This window comes from Lentzea chajnantorensis, assembly GCF_054300775.1.
In genome coordinates, this window is the sequence record NZ_JBSDZT010000002.1 from 5,772,657 (window position 1) to 5,795,827 (window position 23,171).

General features: G+C 71.8%; 22 protein-coding genes and 2 pseudogenes. 12 read left to right on the top strand and 12 right to left on the bottom strand.

Going from position 1 to position 23,171, the window contains the following annotated elements; translation table 11 throughout:
• Nucleotides 1-10 precede the first annotated feature (10 nt).
• Complete coding sequence (locus ACVDFE_RS28245) at nucleotides 11-1,108, bottom strand: ricin-type beta-trefoil lectin domain protein (protein ID WP_458432519.1); 1,098 nt, start codon at nucleotides 1,106-1,108, stop codon at nucleotides 11-13.
• 60 nt (nucleotides 1,109-1,168) lie between these two features.
• Complete coding sequence (locus ACVDFE_RS28250; protein WP_458432521.1) at nucleotides 1,169-1,885, bottom strand: TetR/AcrR family transcriptional regulator; 717 nt, start codon at nucleotides 1,883-1,885, stop codon at nucleotides 1,169-1,171.
• A 217-nt stretch (nucleotides 1,886-2,102) separates the two neighbouring features.
• Here ACVDFE_RS28250 and ACVDFE_RS28255 point away from each other — a divergent pair, with 217 nt between their 5' ends.
• Nucleotides 2,103-3,386 (top strand): YncE family protein, encoded by a 1,284-nt coding sequence (locus tag ACVDFE_RS28255; protein ID WP_360384143.1) that lies wholly within the window; start codon nucleotides 2,103-2,105, stop codon nucleotides 3,384-3,386.
• On the opposite strand, the gene ACVDFE_RS28260 is transcribed toward ACVDFE_RS28255, so the two are convergent.
• On the bottom strand, nucleotides 3,355-3,657 hold the full coding sequence (locus tag ACVDFE_RS28260) for a hypothetical protein (RefSeq protein WP_360384146.1): 303 nt from the start codon (nucleotides 3,655-3,657) through the stop codon (nucleotides 3,355-3,357). The genes ACVDFE_RS28255 and ACVDFE_RS28260 overlap by 32 nt on opposite strands.
• On the opposite strand from ACVDFE_RS28260, the gene ACVDFE_RS28265 reads away from it, so the two are divergent.
• Entirely contained in the window at nucleotides 3,643-3,966 is a 324-nt protein-coding gene (locus ACVDFE_RS28265; RefSeq protein ID WP_458432523.1) for a hypothetical protein, read from the top strand. The genes ACVDFE_RS28260 and ACVDFE_RS28265 overlap by 15 nt on opposite strands.
• On the opposite strand, the gene ACVDFE_RS28270 is transcribed toward ACVDFE_RS28265, so the two are convergent.
• Together ACVDFE_RS28270 and ACVDFE_RS28275 are read right to left on the bottom strand one after the other, a co-directional pair.
• Nucleotides 3,905-4,705, bottom strand: coding sequence for a hypothetical protein (locus ACVDFE_RS28270; protein WP_458432524.1), 801 nt, complete (start codon nucleotides 4,703-4,705; stop codon nucleotides 3,905-3,907). The two genes, ACVDFE_RS28265 and ACVDFE_RS28270, sit on opposite strands and share 62 nt — an antisense overlap.
• An 85-nt stretch (nucleotides 4,706-4,790) precedes the next feature.
• A complete protein-coding gene (locus ACVDFE_RS28275) occupies nucleotides 4,791-5,672 on the bottom strand; it encodes an NmrA/HSCARG family protein (RefSeq protein ID WP_360384154.1) in 882 nt (293 codons plus the stop codon).
• A gap of 99 nt (nucleotides 5,673-5,771) precedes the next feature.
• Here ACVDFE_RS28275 and ACVDFE_RS28280 point away from each other — a divergent pair, with 99 nt between their 5' ends.
• From ACVDFE_RS28280 to ACVDFE_RS28290, 3 genes are all read left to right on the top strand, one after another.
• Nucleotides 5,772-6,329 carry a TetR/AcrR family transcriptional regulator gene (locus ACVDFE_RS28280; protein ID WP_458432526.1) on the top strand — a complete coding sequence of 186 codons (558 nt, stop codon included), beginning with the start codon at nucleotides 5,772-5,774 and terminating at the stop codon, nucleotides 6,327-6,329.
• A 132-nt stretch (nucleotides 6,330-6,461) separates the two neighbouring features.
• Entirely contained in the window at nucleotides 6,462-7,592 is a 1,131-nt protein-coding gene (locus ACVDFE_RS28285; protein WP_458434412.1) for a BMP family lipoprotein, read from the top strand.
• A gap of 274 nt (nucleotides 7,593-7,866) precedes the next feature.
• Nucleotides 7,867-10,185 carry a DUF7617 domain-containing protein gene (locus ACVDFE_RS28290; protein WP_458432527.1) on the top strand — a complete coding sequence of 773 codons (2,319 nt, stop codon included), beginning with the start codon at nucleotides 7,867-7,869 and terminating at the stop codon, nucleotides 10,183-10,185.
• A 99-nt stretch (nucleotides 10,186-10,284) separates the two neighbouring features.
• On the opposite strand, the pseudogene ACVDFE_RS28295 reads toward ACVDFE_RS28290, so the two are convergent.
• Nucleotides 10,285-11,887, bottom strand: a pseudogene (locus ACVDFE_RS28295) (molybdopterin-dependent oxidoreductase).
• Between the two features lie 251 nt (nucleotides 11,888-12,138).
• On the opposite strand from ACVDFE_RS28295, the gene ACVDFE_RS28300 reads away from it, so the two are divergent.
• Nucleotides 12,139-12,888, top strand: a complete 750-nt coding sequence (locus ACVDFE_RS28300) for a GH12 family glycosyl hydrolase domain-containing protein (protein WP_360384162.1) — start codon at nucleotides 12,139-12,141, stop codon at nucleotides 12,886-12,888.
• Nucleotides 12,889-12,912: 24 nt separating this feature from the next.
• Here ACVDFE_RS28300 and ACVDFE_RS28305 read toward each other — a convergent pair whose 3' ends face one another.
• Nucleotides 12,913-14,181: an ArgE/DapE family deacylase gene (locus tag ACVDFE_RS28305; protein WP_458432528.1), complete on the bottom strand. Its 1,269-nt coding sequence runs from the start codon at nucleotides 14,179-14,181 to the stop codon at nucleotides 12,913-12,915.
• 106 nt (nucleotides 14,182-14,287) lie between these two features.
• Between ACVDFE_RS28305 and ACVDFE_RS28310 the strand changes: the two genes are divergently transcribed.
• On the top strand, nucleotides 14,288-14,725 hold the full coding sequence (locus tag ACVDFE_RS28310; protein WP_360384166.1) for an Lrp/AsnC family transcriptional regulator: 438 nt from the start codon (nucleotides 14,288-14,290) through the stop codon (nucleotides 14,723-14,725).
• A 35-nt stretch (nucleotides 14,726-14,760) separates the two neighbouring features.
• Here ACVDFE_RS28310 and ACVDFE_RS28315 read toward each other — a convergent pair whose 3' ends face one another.
• Together ACVDFE_RS28315 and ACVDFE_RS28320 are read right to left on the bottom strand one after the other, a co-directional pair.
• A complete protein-coding gene (locus tag ACVDFE_RS28315; RefSeq protein WP_458432529.1) occupies nucleotides 14,761-15,873 on the bottom strand; it encodes a carboxylate-amine ligase in 1,113 nt (370 codons plus the stop codon).
• A gap of 296 nt (nucleotides 15,874-16,169) precedes the next feature.
• Nucleotides 16,170-16,757 carry a TetR/AcrR family transcriptional regulator gene (locus ACVDFE_RS28320; protein WP_360384170.1) on the bottom strand — a complete coding sequence of 196 codons (588 nt, stop codon included), beginning with the start codon at nucleotides 16,755-16,757 and terminating at the stop codon, nucleotides 16,170-16,172.
• Nucleotides 16,758-16,867: 110 nt separating this feature from the next.
• Here ACVDFE_RS28320 and ACVDFE_RS28325 point away from each other — a divergent pair, with 110 nt between their 5' ends.
• The 3 genes from ACVDFE_RS28325 to ACVDFE_RS28335 all read left to right on the top strand — a co-directional run bounded on the left by ACVDFE_RS28325 (nucleotide 16,868) and on the right by ACVDFE_RS28335 (nucleotide 19,312).
• A complete protein-coding gene (locus ACVDFE_RS28325) occupies nucleotides 16,868-17,656 on the top strand; it encodes an SDR family NAD(P)-dependent oxidoreductase (protein WP_360384172.1) in 789 nt (262 codons plus the stop codon).
• Nucleotides 17,657-17,721: 65 nt separating this feature from the next.
• The gene (locus ACVDFE_RS28330; protein ID WP_360384174.1) at nucleotides 17,722-18,210 is read left to right on the top strand and encodes a MarR family winged helix-turn-helix transcriptional regulator; all 489 of its coding nucleotides are present in this window, start codon (nucleotides 17,722-17,724) and stop codon (nucleotides 18,208-18,210) included.
• Nucleotide 18,211: 1 nt separating this feature from the next.
• Nucleotides 18,212-19,312, top strand: a complete 1,101-nt coding sequence (locus ACVDFE_RS28335) for an amidohydrolase family protein (protein WP_458432530.1) — start codon at nucleotides 18,212-18,214, stop codon at nucleotides 19,310-19,312.
• Nucleotides 19,313-19,315: 3 nt separating this feature from the next.
• On the opposite strand, the gene ACVDFE_RS28340 is transcribed toward ACVDFE_RS28335, so the two are convergent.
• On the bottom strand, nucleotides 19,316-19,876 hold the full coding sequence (locus tag ACVDFE_RS28340) for a CGNR zinc finger domain-containing protein (RefSeq protein WP_360384178.1): 561 nt from the start codon (nucleotides 19,874-19,876) through the stop codon (nucleotides 19,316-19,318).
• A gap of 84 nt (nucleotides 19,877-19,960) precedes the next feature.
• Here ACVDFE_RS28340 and ACVDFE_RS28345 point away from each other — a divergent pair, with 84 nt between their 5' ends.
• Nucleotides 19,961-20,911 (top strand): EamA family transporter, encoded by a 951-nt coding sequence (locus ACVDFE_RS28345; RefSeq protein ID WP_458432531.1) that lies wholly within the window; start codon nucleotides 19,961-19,963, stop codon nucleotides 20,909-20,911.
• Here the strand turns inward: ACVDFE_RS28345 and ACVDFE_RS28350 are convergent.
• Nucleotides 20,908-21,498, bottom strand: a complete 591-nt coding sequence (locus tag ACVDFE_RS28350) for a GNAT family N-acetyltransferase (RefSeq protein WP_458432532.1) — start codon at nucleotides 21,496-21,498, stop codon at nucleotides 20,908-20,910. The genes ACVDFE_RS28345 and ACVDFE_RS28350 overlap by 4 nt on opposite strands.
• Nucleotides 21,499-21,749: 251 nt before the next feature.
• Here ACVDFE_RS28350 and ACVDFE_RS28355 point away from each other — a divergent pair, with 251 nt between their 5' ends.
• A complete protein-coding gene (locus tag ACVDFE_RS28355) occupies nucleotides 21,750-22,025 on the top strand; it encodes a hypothetical protein (RefSeq protein ID WP_360384184.1) in 276 nt (91 codons plus the stop codon).
• Nucleotides 22,026-22,069: 44 nt separating this feature from the next.
• Here the strand turns inward: ACVDFE_RS28355 and ACVDFE_RS28360 are convergent.
• Nucleotides 22,070-23,093, bottom strand: a pseudogene (locus ACVDFE_RS28360) (LLM class flavin-dependent oxidoreductase).
• Nucleotides 23,094-23,171 lie beyond the last annotated feature (78 nt).

Here is a 23,171-nt window from a genome sequence, read left to right on the forward strand (position 1 = left end):
CCCGCAGCGGCTACCCGAGCCGCCACTGCTGGTTCGGCTGTCCCGAGCACGACCACAGCACCAGCAGCGTCCCGTTGGCCGTGGCCCGTCCGGAGGCGTCCAGGCACAGGTTCGACGCCGCGTTGGTGATGGTCCCGTCGGCGTTGACGTTCCACTGCTGGTTCGCGCCGCCGGAGCAGTCCCAGGTCACGACCTTCGTGCCGTTGGTGGTGCCCCAGCCGTAGGCGTCGAGGCACTTGGAGCCGTACCCGACCAGCTGCTTGCCCGCGGTGTACGTCCAGCCCTGGTTGGCGCCGCCGTGGCAGTCCCACAGCTGCGCCTGGGCACCGTTCGCCGTGCTCGACCCCGGCACGTCTGCGCACCGGCCCGAGGGCACGCCCACCAGCCGCTTGCCCGCGGCCACGGGGTCGCCGATGGTGCCCGGCACGGCCCGCAGCGCGGAGTACCAGGTGGCGGCCATCTTGTCGTAGCCGGTCGCGGTCGGGTGGACGCCGTCGATCAGGTCGCCGGTGGTGAGGGCGGCGTGCATGTCCACGAGGTGCACCTTCTTGCCCGCGTTCACCTTGCTCTGCACCATGCCGGGGATCGTGGCGTTGAACGAGCGCGCCGCCGCCTCCTGCGACTGGTTGGCCAGCGGGATGATCGTCGCGACGAACACGTCGGCGTTCGGCACGGTCGCGGTGATCCGGTCGACCAGCGCCGACAGGCGGCCGGGTGCGCCGGCGACGTTGTAGTTCTGGAGCACGTCGTTGGTGCCGATGTGCAGCAGCACGGTGCGCGGGGTCGTGTTGCGCAGCCAGCCGGTGATGTTCGCGTCGATCTGGTCGATGCGCCAGCCGGGGTGCCCCTGGTGGTCGTGGTCGCCCAGCGAGGCGGGGCCGTTGAACTGCGAGCCGACGAAGTCCACCCGGTACCCACCGCCGCCGAACCGCTGCCAGAGCCCGATCCGGTAGCCGCCGGGCACCTGGGTGCCCTCGGTGATCGAGTCGCCCAGCGGCATCACCCGCGTGCCGCCGTTGGACTCGGCGACCGCCGGTGTGGCGGGCAGCAGCGCGGCGGCGACCACCGCGGCAGCCGCCCAGACGGCCTGCCAGGACTTCCTCGGCATCGCGTTCTCCCCTCGCAGCACAACGTTAAGTGAGCGTTAACATTGCAGAGCCGCGCCGGGTCACGTCAAGAACGCGGGCCTGTCACCATCGAATCGATTCGACATCCTCGACGCGGCGCTGTGAGCGCTCACATCATCGGCGACCCGGTACCGGCCCAGCACCATCTGGGCCAGCTCGTCGGCGACCTCGTCCAGCGTCGCGTCGACCCACCCGACGACCCAGTCGTGCATGAGCCCGTTGACGGCGCCGATGATGGCCGCGGCCGTGGTGCGGTGGTTGCCGGGCGGGATCTCGCCGCGCGCGACGGCCTCCCCCGCCAGCCGGTCGATCAGCTCCACCCACAGCGCGCGCCGTTCGAGCCGCTGGCGGTCCATCCGCGGGCTGACGCCGACCACCTCGACGTAGGCGATGCGGGCGTGCCGCAGGTCGGCGCACGCGCCCTTCACGTAGGCGCGCACGGCCAGCGGCAGGAACTCGGCCGTGCTCAGGTGCAGCAGCCGCGGCAGGGCCTCGGCGACCGCGCCCGCCGCCACGTCGTTGACGTGCAGGTGCAGGTCGGCGAGCAGGTCCTCCAGAGTGCGGAACTCCTCGTAGAACTGGCGGCTGGACAGCCCCGCCGCCTTGCACAGGTCACCGAGCCGGGTGCCCCGGTAACCGGGCCCCGCGCCGAACATCTCCAGGCCGGCCTGCCGGAACCGCTCGCGCCGCTCTTCCCGTCGCTGCGCCGCGTCCTTGCCGCCGTAGCGCCCCTCCGCCGGGGTGATCCTGCCTGCCACGGCACCTCCGTCGACTGGCCCGCGGCGGTTGCGCCCCGCGGGTCTTGTGGTCGGCGTCACTCCGACCCTACTATCCAGTAGCAAGATCTGAACTCGGCCGATTTCAGATCTTCCCACGGGGTGAGTTCCCCTCCGAGACCCTGCGAACCTCGTCCCGGCCGCGGAGCCCGCCCGCGTTCCCGCCCCTCCTGGGGCACCGACTTCACTCGGAGAAGCGATGACCGCCAGTTCCGACCCTGCACGGAAAGCCCTTTCCGGGAGCGCTCTCACGCGCCGCGTCACCCGCGTCGCCGCCGCGGTGACCGTTCTCGCCGCCTGCGTCACCACGCCGGCCGCCGCCGCGGGCGCTGCACCCGACCTGCGCGAGGTGATGTTCGTCGGCAACAACTGGGACGGCACCGCCGACGTCGTCAAGTCCACCGGCGACTTCGCGAGGATCGGTCGCCTCAACGTGATCCCCGACAAGACCCAGCGGCTCACCGAGATCTACCTCAACCCGATCAAGCTCGCGTTCTTCCTCGGCATCCGGCAGGGACCGGGTGAAGGCCACGACCAGTTCGTGGACGACATGTACGCCACGCCCGACGGCACGGCCATGGTCGTCTCCCGCCCGAGCTTCGCCGACGTCGTCTCGATCGAGCTCGCCACCGGCCGGGTCAGGTGGCGGTTCCCGGTGTCGGGCTTCCGCTCCGACCACATGGCCGTCTCCCCCGACGGCACCAGGGTCGCGGTGTCGGCGTCGACCTCCAACACCGTGCACGTGCTGGACATCGACACCGGCCGCCAGCTCGGCTCGTTCCGCACCGGCGACAAGCCGCACGAGAACGTCTTCACCAACGGTGGCCGCTACCTCTGGAACATGTCGATCGGCGAGGTCAACAACGACTTCGACGCCCCGGACCAGGACTGGCTGAAGGGCGACCGGCACATCACCGTGGTCGACACGACCACGTTCCAGACCGTCAAGACGATCGACATGCGCGCCCGGCTCGACGCGTTCGGCCGCGGCGACCTGTCGAACTCGGTGCGGCCCGCGGTGTTCAGCCCGGACCAGCAGAAGCTGTACTTCCAGGTGTCGTTCTTCAACGGCTTCGTGGAGTACGACGTGGCCACCGACCGGGTCACCCGCGTGAAGACGCTGCCGAAGAACCCGAACACGAGCGACGACCGCAAGACGTTCGTCAACGACTCGCGCCACCACGGCCTGTCCATGAGCCCCGACGGCAGCAAGCTCTGCGTCGCCGGGACGATGGACGACTACGCCGCGGTGGTCGACCGCGCGACGCTCGACCAGGGCCCGCTCGTCACCGCCGCCAAGCCCTACTGGGCCACGGTCAGCGGGGACGGCCGCGCGTGCGTGATCTCCGAGAGCGGCTCCGACCAGATCACCGCGATCGACTTCGCCTCCGGGCAGAAGATCGTCTCGGTGCCGGTCGGCGACCACCCGCAGCGCGTCCGCATCGCCCGCATCACCGCCGGGTGGACGGGTCCGACCCGCTGACGACGCGGCCGGGACGCGCGTTCCGGTCCGGCGTGCTGCTCGCCGCCTTCAGTTGGGCGAGCAGCGCCAGCGCGGCCTGCGACGACGACCCGGCCGGTGCGGTGGCGACCACGAGGTTCGGCCCGCTGCCGTTGCCCAGCGTCTGCTGGGTGGCGGTGAGCGGGCGGTGCAGCGGGTCGCGCCGCGGGACTGGCGCTCGCGCCTGTCCCCCGCGCTCACCGAGGTGCCGCGGATCACCGGCAGGCCCGGTGCGCCGGTGATCTCGCTGCACGGCCTGGGCGACCTGTTCGTGCCGTTCTCGATGGAGCAGGACTACCGAGCGGACGTCGCCCGCAACGGCCGGTCGCGGTGGCTGGTGCAGCGGGCGATCCGGACCGTGGACCACTGCGAGTTCTCGCCGGCCGAGGTCGACACGGCGTGGGACGACCTCGTGGCGTGGGCAGGCCGGGGCACGCGACCAGCCGGTGACGCGGTGGGTGACCGCGGCACCGTCGCCGCCGCCGCGTTCGGCTGCCGGTTCACCGACCGCGCCGCCCACACCGGTCCCGGCACCCGCCGGTTGTTCCCGGCCTGCACCTGACCGCTCTCACCACCCGTCCAGCGAGGTGTAGAGCATCCCGCCCGCGATGGCCGTGAACACCCCGGCCATTGCGAGCTTCGCCCACGAGTCCCCAGCCGCCGGGCCAGCCGTACGCCAGTGCGTGGGTCGTCGCGGACACGGGCACGAAGCTCAGGAACATCCAGGCGAACGTGCGGAACGCCAGCATGAACAGTCCGTCCCACCACCCGAGGAACAACCCCCACAGCAGCACACCCAGGCCGAGGAAGCCCAAGTGCAGCCACCAGCGCAGGGTCGAGCCGGACGTGGGCAGGAACCAGGCCTCCGCGCCCGTCACCTGCACGCCGACCACCTCGCCGCGCCACAGCCGCAGCTCGGCCGCGTCGCCCTCGCGGGCCTTGGAGTAGAAGTCGGACGGCACGTCGCGGGCCCGCCGGGAACCGTCGGCCCGCTGCCAGGTGACCTCGAAGTGGGTGGTGGTCGTGGTGGTCGAGTGACCGTTGGCGTCGGTCTGGGTCGACGTCGTGGTGTAAGTGCGCCGGTCGGCGATCGAACCCCGCTCGGTCTCGAAGCACCCGCCCCCACCCTGCTCGCACGCCGCGACCGCGCGGAACTCGCGCGTCTGCCGGTAGGGCTCCGCACCACCGATGAGCGCCACGACCAGGACGCCCAGACCACACGCCGTGACGAGCCACCGGACCGGGGACCTGCCGGGCAACGAGACTCGCGGCAGGCTGCGGCGCCGCCAACGCACCTTCACGGCATTCGATGCTAGTGCTACCGGCGGTGCCGGCGAATGGACAATTCAGTGACAGAAAAGGACTTCCGCCACTGGTCCACTTCCGTCAGCGCAACTCCTGCCGCGCCCACTCGGCGAAACTCGTGAGCGGCAGCCCCAGCTCCCGGGCGAACTCGGGACGGCCCACCATCGGGGTCTCGTTCAACCGGTCGTGACCGGCCCCCATCTCCGGCATCCCGGCGGCGAACGCCTGCTCCTGCGTCAGGTCCGGCGCGGCCAGCTCCCGGCCGAGCACCTCCGAGAGGACCGCGGCGATCTCGGTCATCGACAGGTGGTCGCTCGCGAGCTCCAGCTCCACCCGGTCGAACCGCTGCGGGTCCGCGACGGCCGCGGTCACCGCCGTGCCGATGTCCCGCACGGCGACCAGCGACAGCCGGGTCGCGGGCTTGACCATGCTGACCAGGCCGCCCTCGACGCCGCGCGGGAACAGGAACGCCGACGACGGCAGGAAGTTCTCCATGAAGAAGCCGGGCTTGAGCAGCGTCCAGCGCTCGAACCCGGCCGCGCGCAACCGGTCCTGGACGGCGGCCTTGGTGGTCATCGCCGCGGCCCTGATCGGGTAGCGCTCGTCGACGACCTCCCGGTCAGCACCGTCCACCGTGGTCTGGATGAACTGCCGGACGCCCTGCTCCCGTGCGACCTCCATCAGGGTGACCGCCTGCGCGAGCTCGCCCGCGAAGTCGAACCCCCGCTCGGTCAGCGCGGCCATCTGCACGGAGAACACCGCGCGGACGCCCTTGGCGGCACGGGACAGCGACTCGCGGTCGTCCAGGTCGCCGGCCACGAGCTCGACCCCCAGTGCCTTGGCGCGATCGGCGTCCGGGTCGCGGACGAGCGCGCGCACCGGAACACCCGCCGCGGTCAACGCACGGACGGCGGCGCCGCCCTGCTTGCCGGTGGCTCCTGTCACCAGAACTGGTGCGGACATGACACTCCTCAACAGCGAGAACGTAAACGGCGGGGCCCGCCGTTTATCGCTCGGCTACGATATGGCGGCCCCCGCCGTTTACGCAAGCACGAGGTTCCCATGGTCGAGAACCAGCGCGCCGACGCCCGGCGCAACCACGAGCGGATCCTCGCCGTGGCCGAGCAGGAGGTCGCCGCCCACGGCGCGAGCGCGTCGCTGGAGCAGATCGCCCGCGTCGCCGGCGTCGGTTCGGCGACCGTGCGCCGCCACTTCCCCACCCGCCAGGCGCTGCTGGAAGCCGTGTCGTGGCACCGGGTCCAGGCACTGTGCGACCGCGCCCGCGAGCTGACGGGGACCGGTGACAGCAGGGACGCGCTGCTCGCGTGGCTGACCGAGGTGGTGGCGTACTGCGTCACCGCACGCGGACTCGCCACGGCACTGGCCTACGAGGGCGACCCGGTGCACGGCAACTCGTGCGCGGGAGCCCTGGAGGAGGCGGCGGAACCGTTGCTGCGCAAGGCGATCGAGGACGGCGCGGTCGCGCGGGACGTCACGGTCGTCGAGCTGGTGACGTTGGTCGTGGGGATCGCGATGGCCACCGAGGGGCACCAGGACCCGGCCGCCGCGGCGCACCGGTTGTTCGCGCTCGCCGTGGCGGGGATCGGCCCCTCCCGCTGAGCGGGGTGGTCCCAGCAGGTGAGCGTTCACCCGGAACGATCGGGAGGCGAGGTAGCGTCCGTCGCTGTGCCCCCGGTACCGCCATCGGGGTGCGTTCGCCGAGCAGTGAGGAGACGAGCCGTGCGCCGTCGTATGCGTGGCACCGCCGTTGCCGCGATCGCGTTGACCAGCCTGATGGTGGTGAGCGCCTGCGCGAAGGACTCCGGGAGCGGCGGCACCGCGTCGACGTCCACCGGCGCGGCCTGCGAGCTCGCCACCCCGCCCACCGCACCCCCCGCGGCGAGCACCAGCGCGAAGAACAGCGAGAAGGTCGACGGCAGCGCGCTCAAGATCGGCCTGGCCTACGACATCGGCGGCCGCGGCGACGCGTCGTTCAACGACCTCGCCGCCCTCGGCTTCGACCAGGCGATCAAGGACCTCGGGGTGAAGAAGGAGAACACCCGCGAGCTCTCCGCCGCGCCCAACGAGGACGAGACCGCCAAGCAGACCCGCCTGCGCCAGCTCGCGAGCGAGGGCTTCAACCCGATCGTCGGCGTCGGCTTCGCCTACACCGAGTCGCTGAAGGTCGTGGCCCCGGAGTTCCCGAACGTCCGCTTCGGCCTGGTCGACTCGGCCGTCGAGGGCGCCCCCAACGTCACGCCGCTCGTGTTCGCCGAGCAGGAGGGCGCGTTCCTGGCCGGCGTCGTGGCCGCGTACCAGAGCAAGAACTGCCACGTGGGCTTCGTCGGCGGTGTCGACATCCCGCTGATCCAGAAGTTCGAGGCCGGCTACGCCCAGGGCGCGCGCACCGCGGCCCCGAAGGTCAAGCTGGACAAGAAGTACATCACCCCGGCCGGCGACTTCACCGGCTTCCAGGACCCGCCGAAGGGCCAGGAGGTCGCGAAGGGCCTGATCGACAAGGGCGCCGACGTCCTCTACCCCGCCGCGGGCGCCTCCGGCATCGGTGTCTTCGCCGCGGTGAAGCAGGCGGGTGTCCTCGCCGTCGGCTGCGACGCCGACCAGTACAACCAGCCCGCGCTGGCCGCCAACCGGGACGTGATCGTCGCGTCCAGCCTCAAGCGCGTGGACGTGGCGGTGTACGACTTCTACCGCGCCGCCGCGAAGAACGACCTCGCGTCGCTGCCGAAGGTCTTCGACCTCAAGGTCGACGGCATGGGCTACGCGACGTCGGGCGGGAAGGTCGACGAGAAGCTCAAGGGCGTCCTGGAGGCGTACAAGGCGCAGATCGTCGAGGGCAAGATCACGGTGGCGCAGCAGCCCTGACCGCGGCGCACCCGTTCCCGGGGCACCGTCACCTGACCGGTGCCCCGGTGTGAGGGTGCCCGATGGGCACTTCGGCGGCGATCAGGTGATCCCCGAGTCGCCGCCGGAGTGGAATCGCATTCCCGGTCAGATGTTTTCCACCCGACCCGCTGAGCTGTTGGGGCGGACGTCCCGCGCACGCGGGTGACGGGGAGTGCCCTGCCGCGCCGGTCTCCCTAGCGTCTGCGGTCTGTTCCCGGACCGGGGAACATCCCACCGCAGAAGGGATCCGCCCGTGCGAAGACGATTGCCGGCAACGCTGCTCGCGGCCGTGCTCGCCGGAAGCGCGCTCACCGCCACCACCGCGGTCGCCCAGCCGCTCGCCTCCACCCTCACGAAGACCGTCCAGGGCGTGTCCGACCCCGCGGCGCACGGCGACACCGCGACCTGGGTCGTGTCCTACGCCGGCGGCGCGGACGGTGCCGCCACCATCACCGACCCGATCGGAGCCGGCCAGGCCCTCGTGCCCGGTTCGCTGCGCGTTCCCCCCGGCTGGACCGGCACCGAGGGCAACCCGGTCACCGCCACGAACCCGAACGTGCGCAACGGTGGCACCGCTCTCTCCAGCCTGCTCACGCCACCGGTGCAGGCGAGCGCCAACGCCACCGGCGGCGACGGTTTCACGCCGATCCTGCACCGCACGCCGGACGGGCGGCTGCAGTCGTGGAACGTCTACCACCACCTGGCGCCCGCCAACCCGAAGCTCGTGTGCACCGACCTCACCACCAACTCGCCCTGCCCCGGCGGTCCGTGGCCGCGGCCGCTCAACACGGCACCCGGCGCGTTCGGCACGGGTGCCACCGGTGACATCGGCAGCCCGCTGGAACCGCAGTACGTCCGCGACGAGACGAACCCGGCGCGGGTCTACTACTCGGCCACGACCGCGACCTCGATCGGCGTCGGCTGCCTCGACCTCGCGGCACCGGGCAACTGCGGGTACTGGCCGCTCGCGGCGCGGTCCGCACAGGTCTTCGAGATGGCCGGGCTCGTCCAGGTCGGCGGGAACCTCTACGGCGTCGCGACGTCCGGTCAGGTGGTGTGCTGGACGGTCGCCACGCAGAGCGCGTGCGCCGGTCAGCCCTACGCGCCGGTCGTGCCGCCGAGCAACAGCGGCGGCTACTACCTGGGCGCGCTGACCGTCGCCGCGGGCAAGGTGTTCGCGTCGTCGTCACAGCCCGCAGGCACCGTTCCCGTGCTCGGCTGCTTCGACCCCGCCACCACCACCGCGTGCGCGGGCTGGGCGACCGCGAAACCGGTCGGTTCCTCCGGCAACTACACCTACAACGCCTACACCGCTTACAGCTCAACGGGTGCGGAGGTCGGCGCGTGTTCCAGCACGACCGGGGTGAACACCACGGTCTGCTACGCCGTCGACGGGTCGCCGCTGGCCGCTCCGGCCGGTCCGACCGGGCTGGAGAACGGCGTGATCGTGTTCAACCCGGAGGTGATCCGCACCGGCAACCGGGTGCGCAGCTACCTCGGCATCTGGCGCGGCCCGTACCTCGGCGCGACGGTCTGCCACGACTGGAGCACCGGCACGTCGTGCGCCGGGATGCCGGCGCGCATCCCGCACCCGACGGTCAACGGCGGTGACACGAGGGACTACGGGTACGCCTACGACACCCCCACCGGCTGCCTGATCGGGCTGGGCGACGCGGGTGTGCTGTTCTCGATGGATCCTGACACGGGGGCGTCGCCCTGCGTTCGCAGCGGCGCCTCCGTGTCGCTCACCCCGGCGCAGTTCTACTGCGACGGCAAAGCGCACCCGGTCGCGTACACCAGGGCACGCCTGGCGGGCGTGACCCCGGCGAACGTGAACTTCGCGGCGTCCAGCGCGAAGGTCGTCGACCAGGACGGCAACCCGGTCGCCACACCGGGTTTCGCGCCGGACGGCACCGTGGACCTGAGCGGCGTGACGGCCACGTCGGTCACGGTCACGGCCTCGCTCGTGCTGAACAACGCGGCGGACTTCGGTGGCGGCAACCAGCCGGCGCTGGTCGTGGAGTTCACCGGTGACGCACCGCAGGTGTGCTTCCGCACCACGATCGCCGCGGAGTGCACCGTCACGTCGGTCGCCAACACGTCCGGCGGCACCGACGCGACCGGCTCGTTCTCGTCCAACACCGTGACCCGGCAGATCGCGCCCGGCCCGGCGTGCCTGCCGAACGTGGTGGTGAACAAGGAGATCTGCGGTTCGCACACCCTGGCGCACTGCACGGCGGGCGGCTCGGGACCGTGGCTGAAGGAGGCACCCGTGGGCGTGCTCGGGCTGTTGAACGCGACGGCCTACTGGCGCATCACCGTGACCAACAACGGCCCGATCCCGATCACGGACGCGTACGTGGTGGACGACGTGGAACCGTCCTGCCAGACCGGACCGTTCACGTTGCAGCCGGGTCAGTCGAAGCAGGTGCACTGCTCGACGTACGCGCTGCTGTCGCTGTTCCCCTTGACCAACAAGGCGAAGGCGAAGTACACACCGGTGAACGGCACGCGGCTGTACAGCGACTGGTCCTCGGCGAAGGCCTGCTCGCTGCTCTGCCTGCTGAGCTGAGGTGGCCGCGGATCGCGGTGCCGAACACCTCCCCGGCTGACGTCCGGGTGCCGGAAATGCCTGTGCGGCAGGCGTTTCCGGCACCACCCGTTCACCGGGCTACGACTGCGCCACCGCCGAGAAGACGATCGAGTGCCACCCGGTGGCACCGTCGGGGACCGGGGCGGCGCGGTCGTTGGTCTGCGTGTACCCGGTGCGGTCGGTGGCCCGGCATTCGACGGTGTGGCCGCCCTCCGGCAGGTCGAGCTCGATCCGCCACATCCGCCACGTGTCGATGTTGACCTCGGTGGCGAGGGTCGCCTGCTGCCACGGTCCCCCGTCGACGCGGACCTCGACCTTGTCGATGCCGGTGTGCTGGGCCCAGGCCACTCCCGCCGCGACGAACCGGCCGGGCGGGACCCGTTCGAACGGCTTGGGACGGTCCACCCGCGACATCGGCTTCACCGGCGCCTTCTTGGCCCACCCGCGTTGCGCCCAGTACGGGTCGAACGCGTCGAACGTCGTGCAGCTCGGCGTCGACCAGCCACTTCGTCGCGGAGACGTACCCGTAGAGACCGGGCACGACCATCCGGACGGGGAACCCGCGCTCCACCGGCAACGGTTCGCCGTTCATCCCGATCGCCAGCAACGCACCGCTGCCCGGCGCCATGATCGACGCGACCGGCGTGCCGCAGGTCCAGCCGTCCACGCTGCGGGTCGCCAGCTGGTCAGCGCCGGGCCGGACCCCCGCCTCGCGCAGCAGGTCCGGCAGTGACACACCGATGAAGTTCGACGTCGAGATGTACGGGCCGCCGACCTCGTTCGAGACGCACACCAGAGTGATCGTCTTCTCGACCAGCGGGCGGCGCAGCAGGTCGTCGTAGGTGAGGACCATCTCGTTGTCCACCATGCCGTGCAGGCGCAGCCGCCAGTCCTCCGCGCGCAGCTTCGGCACGGTGAGAGCGGTGTCCACGCGGTAGAACTCGTCGTTGGGCGTGATGAACGTCGGCGTGCCCTCGCGGGCGAAGTCGGCGTTGAACGGGATCTCCGGCGCCTTCACCCCCGGCTGCAACCGGATCGCGCGCCGCGACGACTCCACGTCGACCCGCCCGATGAGGAACTGCCCTGCGGACGCGGCGATGCCCGCGCCCACCGCCACACCGGCCGTGGAGAGCAGGAACCGGCGCCGGTCCGGCGTGGCCGCGGGCTGCGCGGGAGCCGGGTCCGGGGTGCTCGCAGGCGTCGCGTCCGGTGCCCCCGTCCCAGCAGCGGACGTCGCCCCCGCCCCGGCCGCACGCGAGTACAGCCAGCGGAACGCCACCGCCCCGACGACGAGGCTGATCACCGGCGCGAGCACGGACAGCGGTGTCGTCGTCGGCCGGGCCACCACGGCGGCGAGGCCCAGCAGGCCGAGCAGCACGGCGATCCCCACGCCGGGCCACGGGCTGCGCCGCGACAGCTGGCCCGCCACCACGCCGATGACGGCCAGGACGACCGCCATGCCGGCCAGCAGCACCAGCTTGTCGTTCTCGCCGAACGTGCGGATGGCGAAGTCCTTGACCGGGTGCGGCGTCAGGTCGATGGCGGTGTTGCCGACCGCGAGGAACGGCGAGGCCAGCGGGTTCACGAGCGCGGCCACGAGGTGTCCGGCGGCCAGCGCCGCCACCACGGAGACCAGTCCGATCAGGACGGTTCGGGTTGCCTTCACACGGGTGGTTCGCAGCGGGCAGCCGTGCGGCTTGGTCTGTCACCCGATGGGCCCCGTGCGCCCCGCCCCGCGGTGGGCGAGGCGGGGCGCACGGGCGCGGCGCCGTCCCGAACCGGCTGAACCGCATCTGGCGGATCCGCGCACCCGACGTCCGCACGACGGGCCCGCCGCGGTTCGCCTCCGGGGCCCGTGTCAGCACATCGTGTGACCGACTGTTGACACTCCGGTAATCTGGGAGCGCTCCCAGACCTGCGAGAGGAGTCTTCATGCGAAGGGCCGTTCGTTCTTTCGCCGCTGCCGCCCTGCTGGTCGCAAGCACGGTCGTTGCGACAGCGGGACCGGCACAGGCCGATGTGACGATCTGCGACCAATACGGGTCGACCACCATCCAGGGCCGTTACGTGGTCCAGAACAACCGGTGGGGCACGTCCGCGCAGCAGTGCATCAACGTCACGTCGTCCGGTTTCCAGATCACCTCCCAGCAAGGCTCCAGCCCGACCAACGGGGCGCCGGTGTCGTACCCGTCGGTGTTCCTCGGGTGCCACTACACCAACTGCTCCCCCGGTTCGACGCTGCCGATGCAGGTCAGCCGCATCCGCAGTGCCACGTCGTCGATCGACTACCGGTTCGCCGGCGGCACGTACAACGCCTCGTACGACATCTGGCTCGACCCCACGCCGAAGACCAACGGCGTGAACCAGATGGAGATCATGATCTGGTTCAACCGCCAGGGCTCGATCCAGCCCATCGGCAGCGCCGTCGGCACGACGAACATCGGCGGCCGGAGCTGGCAGGTGTGGCGCGGCAGCAACGGGTCGAACAACGTGATCTCGTACGTCGCCCCGTCGGCGATCAGCTCGTGGTCGTTCAACGTCATGGACTTCATCAACGACGTGCGCAACCGCGGTGCGATCACCAGCTCCTGGTACCTGACCAGCATCCAGGCCGGGTTCGAACCGTGGAACGGCGGTGTCGGCCTCGCGGTCGGCAACTTCTCCGCCTCGGTCAGCGGCTGAGCCGGCCACCGCTGCGCGCGGCGGCTACTCGCAGCCGACCGCGCGCAGCGCGGCCAGCACCAGCGCACGGGTGGCGGTGACGACCTCGGCCACGCCGACCTGCTCGCGCGGGCCGTGGGCGAGGCGCACGTCTCCCGGCCCGTACTGCAGCGTCGGGATGCCCGCCGCGGCGTAGAGCCGCAGGTCGCTGCCGTACGGGGCACCGCGTTCCGCGGGGCGGGCGCTGCCGGTCACGTCCGCGTGCGCGGCGCCCACCAGGGCGGCCAGCGGGTGGCCCGCCGCCAACCGGCCGCTGGCGAACTGACCGCCGGGCCACGTGACGGTGGCCGGGTGGGAGCGCAGCCACGGGTCCGCGGCGCAGGCCTCCGCCACGCACTGCTCCAACTCGGCGCGCGCCAGCGCCGGGTCCTCGCCGAGGCGGACGCCCAGCCGCCCCTCCGCCACCAGCAGGTCGGGCACGCTGCTCGCCCAGTCGCCCGCCCGCACCGTGCCGACGGACAACGGGTACGGGACCGGGTACTCGGCCATCAGCGGGTCGGCGTCCTCGTTGCGCCGGGCCTCCAGCCGCACCACCGCGTGGTGGATCGGCAGGTAGGCGTCGATGGCGCTCATCCCGGCGTAACGGGTGCTGCCGTGCGTGGCCTTGCCCGGTACCTCGACGCGGAACGTGAGCGCACCGGCGTTCGCGGTCATCAGCACGCCGCCGGTCGGTTCGGTGATGACGCAGGCGTCGCCGGTGTGGCCGCGCCGCAACGTGCCGAACGCCCCGAGCCCGCCGTCCTCCTCGCTGACGACGAAGTGCGCCGCCAGCGTTCCCCGCAGCCGCGCCCCCGACGACCGGATCGCCGCCAGCGCGGCGAGGACCACGACGAGACCGGCCTTCATGTCGCACGCACCGCGCCCGTGCACCACGTCGCCCGCGACGCGCGGCTGGAACGGGTCGCCCTCCCACTGGGCCAGGTCGCCGGGAGGGACGACGTCGACGTGGCCCTGCAGCACGAGCGTCGGCCCGTCGCCACGCGGCCGGGTGGTGGCGGCGAGGCCCCACGCCTCGTCGCGCGGGGCCTCGCCGCCGGGGAACAGCGGGTCGGATCTCAGCTCCGCCAGGTCCATCGACCACAGGTCGACGTCGAGGTCCAGGTGTTCCAGCCGGCGCGCCAGCAGGTGCTGCAGCTCGGACTCCGCCGCGCTGCCGGTGATGCTCGGCACCGCGAGCAGCTCCACCAGCGTCCGGCCGATCGCCGTCTCGTCCACGGCGGCCAGTGCGGCCGCTTCCACGTTGCTCAGGTTCACGAGCCGTGACAGTAGGTTCGATCTTGGCGCGCAAACAATCATCATCTTCGCCGAACTGGTCCCGGTTCTTTGCAATCTTCCGGCCCCGTTGCCGGATCATTGCGCCATGGACACCATCGACGAGGCGATCATCCGCTGCGTGGTGCGCAACGCCCGCGCCACCTACGCCCAGATCGGCAAGGAGGCGGGCCTGTCCCCGTCCGCCGCGAAGCGCCGCCTCGACCGGCTGGTGGACTCCGGTGCCATCCGCGGCTTCACCGCGCTCGTCGACCCGCAGGCCCTGGCCTGGCACACCGAGGCGTACGTCGAGGTGTACTGCACCGGCAACCCGACCCCGGCCGAGCTGCTGCGCGCGCTGGACGGCATCCCCGAGGTCGTCGAGGCCTGCACGGTCTCCGGCGCGGCGGACGCGCTCCTCTACCTGCTGGCGCGGGACATCCCGCACCTGGAGCAGGCCATCCAGCGGGTGCGCGCCACCGCTCCGGTGGACCGGACGGAGAGCACGATCGTGCTCTCCAGGCTGCTCAGCCGGCCGCGGTTGTGACTCCGTCCCGCGGCCGGCCGGCAGTGCTGACCCGGTCAGCCAACGGGTTTCGCGGCATCGCGGTCGGCGGCGTCGACGTCGACCAGAGCCAGCAGCTCCTGCACGTCACCGTCGCGGAAGACCCGGCGCTGCCGATCCGCACCGCAACCCTGCTCCTCCAGCAGCCGCAGACCCCGTTGCACGACGGGCAGGTCACCGTTCGCCTCGAAGATCGGCGTCAGGTCCCGCACCAGCGCGGCGAGCTGGTCGCGCACCGGAACCAGCTCGCCGGACAGCACGTCCGTCGTGCTGCCGTCGTAACCGTCCTTGGCCGCGCGCCAGCACGCCTGCTGCAACGTCTCCAGCGGCACCGGTTCGGCGGTCACCCCGCGGCCGACGTCCACCACGGCCCTGGCCACCAGCGCGCGGACGAGCGCCGCGAACAGCGCCGCGTCGTCCACGCTCACGGCGACGTCGGCGACGCGCACCTCGACCGTCGGCAGATCGGTGGCGGGGCGGACGTCCCAGTAGACCATCGCCCGGTCCAGTGCCGTGCCCGCCTCGATCACCGCCTCGCACGCGTCCTCGTAGTCCTGCAACGCGGGGAAGAACGGCGGCGGGCCGGAGACCGGCCACCGCGACCACACGGTGGTGCGCCAGCTCGCGAACCCGGTGTCCTCGCCGCCGGAGAACGGTGAGTTCGCGGTGAGCGCGGCCAGCACCGGCAGGTAGGGCCGCACGTGGTTGCACACCTGCACGGCGGTTTCCTTGTCCGGCACGGCGACGTGCACGTGGCAGCCGCAGATCAGCTGCTGCTCGGCCAGCACCCCGAACTGCTCGGCGATCCGGAGGTAGCGCGCGCTGTCGGTGATCTCTCCCGTGCCGTCACCCAGCGGTGGCGCGCCGACGGACACGGCCCGGCACCCGGCCGCCCGTGCGGCGGCGGCGACCTTGCGGCGTGTCTCCAGCAGCTCGTCGCGCGCTTGTTCCACGTCGCGGCAGACAGAGGTGTTGATCTCGACCTGCGCGCCGGTCAGCTCGTGCTCCAGCTCGAGGCCGTGCTGCTCGCGTGCGATCGCGACGACCTCTTCTGCCCGGTTCACCGGCACACCGGTCTCCGGGTCGACGAGCAGGAACTCCTCCTCCACACCGACTGTCGGACTCCACATCCGCTCCGATGGCGGCTTCTCCACTGGCTCACCCGTCCCGCGCTCGTGAAACGGCCGCGCGGCAGACCCGCAGCGACCAGCGGCCGAATACCCTCCCGGGCCATCGCGAAAACCGCCGGATGACCCCCGTTCGGTGCAACCGGTCACGCCAAGTCAGCCCGCCATCCCCTCCCCTGCTGCTGACAGCATCTGCAAGTACCGCCAACCCATGATCAAATCGCCGCTGACCACCACCAACCGGTTCGCCGTCCGCTGAACCAGTCCTGAGGCAGCCGGGCGGGCGGAGGGCGAACCTGCTAGCGAGGGGTGCCGCCCAACGCGCCGGTTACGGCTTGCACGAGCAGCTGCGGGCGTGAACCAGCCGCCACGAGGTCCGGTGCGTCGTCAGGCAGCCGGTTCACCTCGTGCACCAGCGCCAGGAACACCTGCCGACACCAGTCGGCGCCGGTGGCGGTGATGTCGCCCGCCGCGCGCAGCCGGGCGAAGACCTGTTCGAGCCCGGCCGCGACCTCCGGGCTCAGGCCGTCCCGGCAGCCGTCCGACTGGCCCATCAGCTCCATCGCGAACCGGTGGCTCACCTTGAGCTCGAAGAGGATCTCGGTGAGCCGCAGGAACACCACGAGCGGCGCGGCGGTGTCCATCCTGGACTGGTCGAGCGCGCTGAGGTAGCGCTGGTTGAGCTGGTCGGTCAACGCGTCGAGCAACGCCTGGCGGGAGGCGAACCGGCGGTGGACGGTGGCGCGCGTGAGCCCCGCGGCCTCGCCGATGCGTTCCAGCGACGCCGCCGGATCGGCGGCCAGGACCTCCGCGGCCGCCGCGAGGATCCGCGCGGTGTTGTTCTCCGCGTCGGCCCGCAGTCGTCGCGCCCCCGTGGACGTGCTCATGCGCCTGCCCCTCTCGTCACCGCAAACGATACGACACTGTCGCAGTTGTTGCGCTAAGTGCGACAGGTGTGTATCACTTGAAAGGGATCACCACAGAGAGGACCCACGTCATGGACCTGCAGCTCGAAGGCAAGCGCGTGCTCGTCACCGGCGCGAGCAAGGGCATCGGGCTCGCCGTCGTGCGCGCCTTCATCGCCGAAGGGGCGTCCGTCGTGGCAACGGCCCGGCGCGAGACCCCGGACCTCGCCGCCACCGGCGCCGTGTTCGTCCCCGCCGACCTGTCCACCCCAGACGGTCCCGCCCGGCTCGTCGAGGCCGTGCTCGCCCGCGACCCGCGGCTCGACGTGCTGGTCAACAACGCCGGCGGCGGCGACCGGGCGGAGGGCATGTTCGAGGACCCGTTCAGCGGCGACGACGACGCCTGGGCGACTGTGTTCGCGTTGAACCTCAACGCGGCCGTGCGCGCGACGCGGGCCGCACTGCCCGCACTCGCGAAGTCGCGCGGCGCGGTCGTGAACATCAGTTCCAGCAGCGCCCGCGACCCGCACACCGCGCCGCTGCCCTACGCCGCGGCCAAGGCGGCGCTCAACGCGTTCACCCGCGGTCTGGCCGAGGCAACGGGCCGGATGGGCGTGCGGATCAACGCCGTGACGCCCGGCGCCACCCGCACCGACCTGCTGGTCGGCGACGACGGGTACGCGGCCGGGATCGCCGAACACCTCGGCGTCGAGCGCGACGCGTTCTTCCAGGGCCTGCCCGAGCAGCTGGGCATGGTCACCGGCGACCTGATCGACCCGAGTGAGATCGCCCGCGCGGTCGTGCTGCTGTCGTCCCCGACGATGCCGAGCGCCGTCGGGTCGAACTGGGCCGTCCACGGCGGACAGCTGAAGACCGCCTGACACCCGCCCCGGCCAGTTGCCTTTCTAGAAAGCTATATTGAAAGGCAACTGGCCGAGGAGGACACGTGGAGACGGACCTGGTGGGCGGAGTGGTGGCGTGGTGGCAGCGCCACGCCCCGGAGCTGCCGGCGCAGACGATCGAGCTCACCAAGCGGGTGGCACGGCTGCACGCGCTCACGGACCGCGTCACGGTCGCCGTGCTGAGCCGGTTCGACCTGAGCCGGGCCGAGTACGACGTGCTCGGCACGCTCCTGACGGCGGACCGCCCGACGCTGAAGCCGTCGGAGCTGTCGGCACGGCTGCTGCTCACGACCGGCGGGCTGAGCAACGTGCTGCGGTCGCTGGAACGGCGCGGCCTCACCGTTCCGGCCTCGGACGCGACGGACGGCCGCAGCAAGCGCATCGCGTTGACCCGGCAGGGCACCGAACTGGCCGAGGAGGTCGTCCGCGCGGTCGTCGCCGCCCAGCACGAGCTGGTCGGCAAGGCGGACCCCGCGGACGTGCGGGCCGCCGTGGCCGCGCTCACGGCCCTGCTCGCGGCGACGGAGGCGTGACATGTCCCGGTTCACGATCACCAACATCCACCCGTTCACCGCGGCGCACACCTTCGGCCCGCTCGGTTCGGTGACCGTCGACAACGGCGTGGTCACCGGAAGCACCGGTGGTGGCGAGCTCGTCGACGGACGGGGCGGCTACCTGCTGCCCGGCCTGATCGACACGCACGTCCACATCGGACACGCCGACGAGCTCACCACCGCGCTGCACTGGGGCGTCACCACCGCGCTCGACATGGGGTCGAAGCGGTGGGACGACCTGAGGTCGTTGCGCGACACCGAGTCCGACACCCGAGCCGACGTCCGCGGCGTCTCCCACCCGGCGTGCGCCGTGCGCGGCACCGCCGTGCGCAAGATGGGTTTCCCGGCCTCCACGGCGGTGCGCGGCCCCTTCGACGCCGCCCGCTGGGTGGCGGAACGCCTGCGGCAGGACCCGGACTACCTGAAGGTCGTGCTGGAGGAGCGGCTGCTGCCGTTCCAGCCGAGGCCGCTCAGCCAGGACACCGTCACCGCCCTCGTCGCGGAGGCCCACCGCGCCGGGAAGAAGGTGGTCGTCCACGCCACCTCACCGCAGGCCTACGCCACCGCGCTCGCCGCCGGGGCCGACGTCATCACGCACGCCCCCGTCAGCGCCGCGCTCCCCGCCGACCTGGCCGGCCGGATCGCCGCCGCGGGAACGGCCGTGTCCCCCACGATGGTCATGATGCGAACGGTCCTGGAGAACCTCCGCGTGCCGTTCAAGCCGAAGTCGCTGCACTTCGGCCAGACCGTCGCCTCGACCACCGCCCTGCACACCGCCGGGGTGCCGATCGTCCTCGGCACGGACGCGAACGCCGACCCGAGCTCGCCGGCGCAGGTCGCCCACGGCAGCGCGGTCCACGAGGAGCTCGCCCTGCTGGTGTCCGCCGGGCTCACCCCGGCCGACGCGCTCGCGGCCGCGACCTCCCGGGCCGCGACCACGTTCGGCCTGCACGACCGCGGGGTCATCGCCGCGGGCAAACGCGCGGACCTCCTGCTGGTCGCCCGCGATCCCACGCGGGACATCAGCGCCACCCGCGAGATCACTGGGGTGTGGAAGCGCGGGGTCGCCGTACCGCGCTGACCCCTACTCCCGCCCCTCCTGCGCGCGGCGCTCCCGGAAGGCGATCATGTTCATCCGGTTGCCGCACCGCACGCTGCAGAACCGCTTGAGCCCGTTGCGCGACAGGTCGAGCAGCAGACCGGCGCAGTCGTCGGCCGCGCAGATCCGCAGCCGGTCCACCTCGTCCATCCGGATCACGTCGATGAGGGCGAGCGCGGCCTCCACGCGGATCCGTTCCGCGAGCGGCGAGCCGGGTTCGGTGGCGTGCATGTGCCAGTCCTGCGTGTCGTGCCGCACGAGGTGAGGCAGCGCCTTGGCGTCGCGCAGCATCTTGTTGACGACCTCGACGGCGTCGTCACGGCTGAGCGTCCACGCGTGCCGCAGCTGCGCCCGCGCCTCCTGCACCTCGCGCAGCTCGGCCTCGTCGCGGTCGATGCGGCCGGTGAACCCGACGCGGGTCACCAGCTCCGAGAGCTGCTCGACCGTGGCCAGCTCGTCGGCACCGCTGCGGGACGCCGACGGGTCGGTGTTGCACAGGTCCACGACGAAGGCGAGCGACACCTCCGTGTCAGGGGCAAAACGCAAATTGACTCCTTACCCGAAGCGGCTTAGCGTCAGGGGCATCGGCCAGGTTAGGCCATGACAACGCTCGGAAGCCGGGAGGCACGCATGGGAGTCCCGTCGAAGTCCACGGGTCTGATCGCGGCAGCGGTCTCGTTCCTCTCCTTCGGCACCTCCGGGGCGTTCGTCAAACCGCTGCTGGACAACGGCTGGTCGCCGACCGCGGCGGTCACGGCCCGCGCGCTCACGGCCGGGCTGGTGCTGCTGCCGTTCGTGCTGCTCTCGCTGCGCGGCCGGTGGTCGTCGCTGGTGCGTGCCCGGTGGTCCGTGGTGGGCATGGGCGTGGTCGGCGTGGCGGTCACGCAGGTGCTGTACTTCGCGGCGATCCAGCGCATCCCGGTGGCGACGGCGCTGCTGATCGAGTTCCTCGCGCCGATCATCCTCGTCGGGTTCACCTGGGCGGTCAGCCGCCGCACACCCGCACCCGTCGTCCTCGTCGGCTCGGTGCTCGCCGTCGGCGGGCTGGTGCTCGTGATCGGACCTGGCGCACTCCAGGCGGTGGACCCGGTCGGCGTCGCCGCTGCTTTCGGCGCGGCCATCGGCTGCTCGGTGTACTTCGTGATCGCCGCACGCCCCAACGAGGGGCTGCCGCCGGTCGCGCTCGCCGGCGCGGGCCTGCTGCTCGCCGTGCCGGTGCTGGCACTGGTCGGCGCCACCGGTCTGCTGCCGTTCACGGCGACGTTCGGCGACCTGCCGCTGTTCGGCACGAGCACGCCGTGGTGGGCGCCGCTGCTCGTCGTCGCGGTCGTCGGCACCGCACTGGCCTACGCGAGCGGCATCACGGCGTCCGGCATCCTCGGCTCGCGGCTGGCGTCGTTCATCGCGCTGCTGGAGGTCGTGTCGGCGTCGGTGTTCGCCTGGCTGCTGCTCGGCCAGGGCCTGTCCCCGCTGCAGCTCGCCGGTGGCGCGCTGATCCTCGCCGGGATCGCCGCGGTCCGCGCGGAACGGGAGCGGGTGGAGCCGGTCGCGGTGCCCGCGGTCGGTGCCGCGACCCCCTAGAACGGCGGATCGGTGCGCAGACGGCCGTGCACGTGCATGTCGTGCCAGCCGTCCGCGTGCCGGGCGGCTCCGCGTTCCGTTCCCTCGACGGCGAACCCCAGCTTCGCGGCCACCCGGCACGACGCGGAGTTGGCCGTCGAGTGCTGCAGCACCAGCCGGTGCAGGCCGAGCACGTCGAACGACCACCGCGCCACCGCCCGCGTCGCGCGCACCGCGACCCCGGCACCGCGCGCTTCGGGCACCACCCAGTACGACAGGTGCGCCGACGCGACACCCAGCGAGATCATGCGCAAGCCGACCTGCCCGACCGGTCGGTCGTCGGCCCGGCCGGCCACCGCCCAGCTGCCGTCGGTCTCGGCCTCCCACCGCCGCGCCCACTCCCCGACCCACGCGCGGGCCTCGGCGAGCCCGTCCATCCGCCGCACGTGCCACCGCTGGACGTCCGGGCAGTCGAACGCCCTTTTCACGACGTCGGCGTCAGCGGCCAGCCACGGGCGCAGCACCAGGCCGTCGTCGACGTCGAGGTGCGGTTGAGCGAGGGCGCGCAGGGAGCCCGCGGACCGGGCGGGACCGACCAGGGAAGGCACGCGGCCATCCTCGCACCGACGCACCGGCGCAGCAGCCCGATCCGGCCCGGCGGATTCACGACCGCCCACTTCCGAGAATTGGACAGGAATCGGCCAGCGAATTGACGAAATCAGCACCGGAACCGGCAGATTGCGGCAATTTCCGACGGTCCGGTTGACCTCGCTGTTCGGCACCCGGTACCGATGGGACGACAGCTCAGCGAAACCGAGTCGGGAGAACCGTGAGAAGAATTCAACGAATAGTCGCAGCGGTGCTGCTGGTCGGGGGAACCCTCGCCGGAACCGCCGCACCAGCCGCAGCGGGCGGTGGCGTCGACATCAACGGGTGGTGCGTGGCCACCTTCCAGAACCCGTGGCACGCGGAACTCGTCCATTTCCACGTGTTCGGCTGGGCCTGCCAGTACGGCCAGGACCCAGGCGGCCGTCAATCCGTCGACATGAATGCGGCGTGCCGCCGCACTTACGGGTCGAACAGCACGGCGGGCTACACGAGCTACAACAACCCGTATTCCTGGTACTGCACGTGACGCGCCGGTCCGGTGGCGCGGAACACGCCACCGGACCGCCGGGATCACCGCCAGCCGAGCTTCCGGCGCCACGTGCAGCAGGATGTTCTCCACCACGTGCGCGCTGTAGTCCACGCCCAGCTGGTTCGGCACGGTCAGCAGCAGCGTGTCGGCCTCGGCGATGGCCTCGTCCTCGGCCAGCTGCTTCGCGAGCACGTCCGGCTCGGCCGCGTACGAGCGGCCGAAGATGGCCTTGTTCGGACCGTCGATGAAGCCGATCTGGTCGCGGCTCTCGCCGTCGTCACCGAAGTACATGTGGTCGAGGTCGGTGGTGAGCGCGAAGATGCTGCGCGACACCGAGACGCGGGGTTCGCGGTCCCAGCCGGCCTCGGTCCACGCCTTGCGGAACGCGCGGATCTGGTCGGCCTGCTGGACGTGGAACGGTGCGCCGCCCTCGTCGAACTTCAGGGTCGAGCTCATCAGGTTCATGCCCTGCTCGGCCGCCCACACGGCGGTGCCGTTGGAGCCGGCGCCCCACCAGATGCGGTCGCGCAGGCCCGGCGAGTGCGGTTCCAGGCGCAGCAGACCGGGCGGGTTCGGGAACATCGGGCGCGGGTTGGGGCGTGCGAAGCCCTCGCCCTCCAGCACCTTGAGGAACACCTCGGCGTGCTTGCGGGCCATGTCGGCCTCGGTCTCGCCCTCGGCGGGCTGGTAGCCGAAGTACCGCCAGCCGTCCACGACCTGCTCGGGCGATCCGCGGGAGATGCCGAGCTGCAGCCTGCCGCCGGAGATCAGGTCGGCGGCGCCCGCGTCCTCCACCATGTACATGGGGTTCTCGTAGCGCATGTCGATCACGCCGGTGCCGATCTCGATGCGCTCGGTCTTGGCGCCGATCGCCGCGAGCAGCGGGAACGGCGACGCGAGCTGCTGCGCGAAGTGGTGCACGCGGAAGTAGGCGCCGTCGGCACCCAGCTCCTCGGCCGCCACCGCGAGGTCGATCGACTGCAGCAGCGTGTCCGCCGCGGACCTCGTCTGCGAGTGCGGGCTGTCCGACCAGTGCCCGAACGACAGAAAACCGATCTTCTTCATGTCCTGCCCAACACTTCCGTCCGGTAGCCGGTGCACGGCGGGCTTCCGCCTGTGCCACGGGAACGTGCACCGGCGCGC

Coding starts and splice junctions, on each gene's coding strand:
- ACVDFE_RS28335 (WP_458432530.1), top strand. CDS start 18,212: ATGTCCCGGTTCACGATCACCAACATCCACCCGTTCACCGCGGCGCAC.
- ACVDFE_RS28320 (WP_360384170.1), bottom strand. CDS start 16,757: ATGAGCACGTCCACGGGGGCGCGACGACTGCGGGCCGACGCGGAGAAC.
- ACVDFE_RS28345 (WP_458432531.1), top strand. CDS start 19,961: ATGGGAGTCCCGTCGAAGTCCACGGGTCTGATCGCGGCAGCGGTCTCG.
- ACVDFE_RS28245 (WP_458432519.1), bottom strand. CDS start 1,108: ATGCCGAGGAAGTCCTGGCAGGCCGTCTGGGCGGCTGCCGCGGTGGTC.
- ACVDFE_RS28300 (WP_360384162.1), top strand. CDS start 12,139: ATGCGAAGGGCCGTTCGTTCTTTCGCCGCTGCCGCCCTGCTGGTCGCA.
- ACVDFE_RS28325 (WP_360384172.1), top strand. CDS start 16,868: ATGGACCTGCAGCTCGAAGGCAAGCGCGTGCTCGTCACCGGCGCGAGC.
- ACVDFE_RS28280 (WP_458432526.1), top strand. CDS start 5,772: ATGGTCGAGAACCAGCGCGCCGACGCCCGGCGCAACCACGAGCGGATC.
- ACVDFE_RS28285 (WP_458434412.1), top strand. CDS start 6,462: ATGCGTGGCACCGCCGTTGCCGCGATCGCGTTGACCAGCCTGATGGTG.
- ACVDFE_RS28310 (WP_360384166.1), top strand. CDS start 14,288: ATGGACACCATCGACGAGGCGATCATCCGCTGCGTGGTGCGCAACGCC.
- ACVDFE_RS28255 (WP_360384143.1), top strand. CDS start 2,103: ATGACCGCCAGTTCCGACCCTGCACGGAAAGCCCTTTCCGGGAGCGCT.
- ACVDFE_RS28315 (WP_458432529.1), bottom strand. CDS start 15,873: ATGTGGAGTCCGACAGTCGGTGTGGAGGAGGAGTTCCTGCTCGTCGAC.
- ACVDFE_RS28275 (WP_360384154.1), bottom strand. CDS start 5,672: ATGTCCGCACCAGTTCTGGTGACAGGAGCCACCGGCAAGCAGGGCGGC.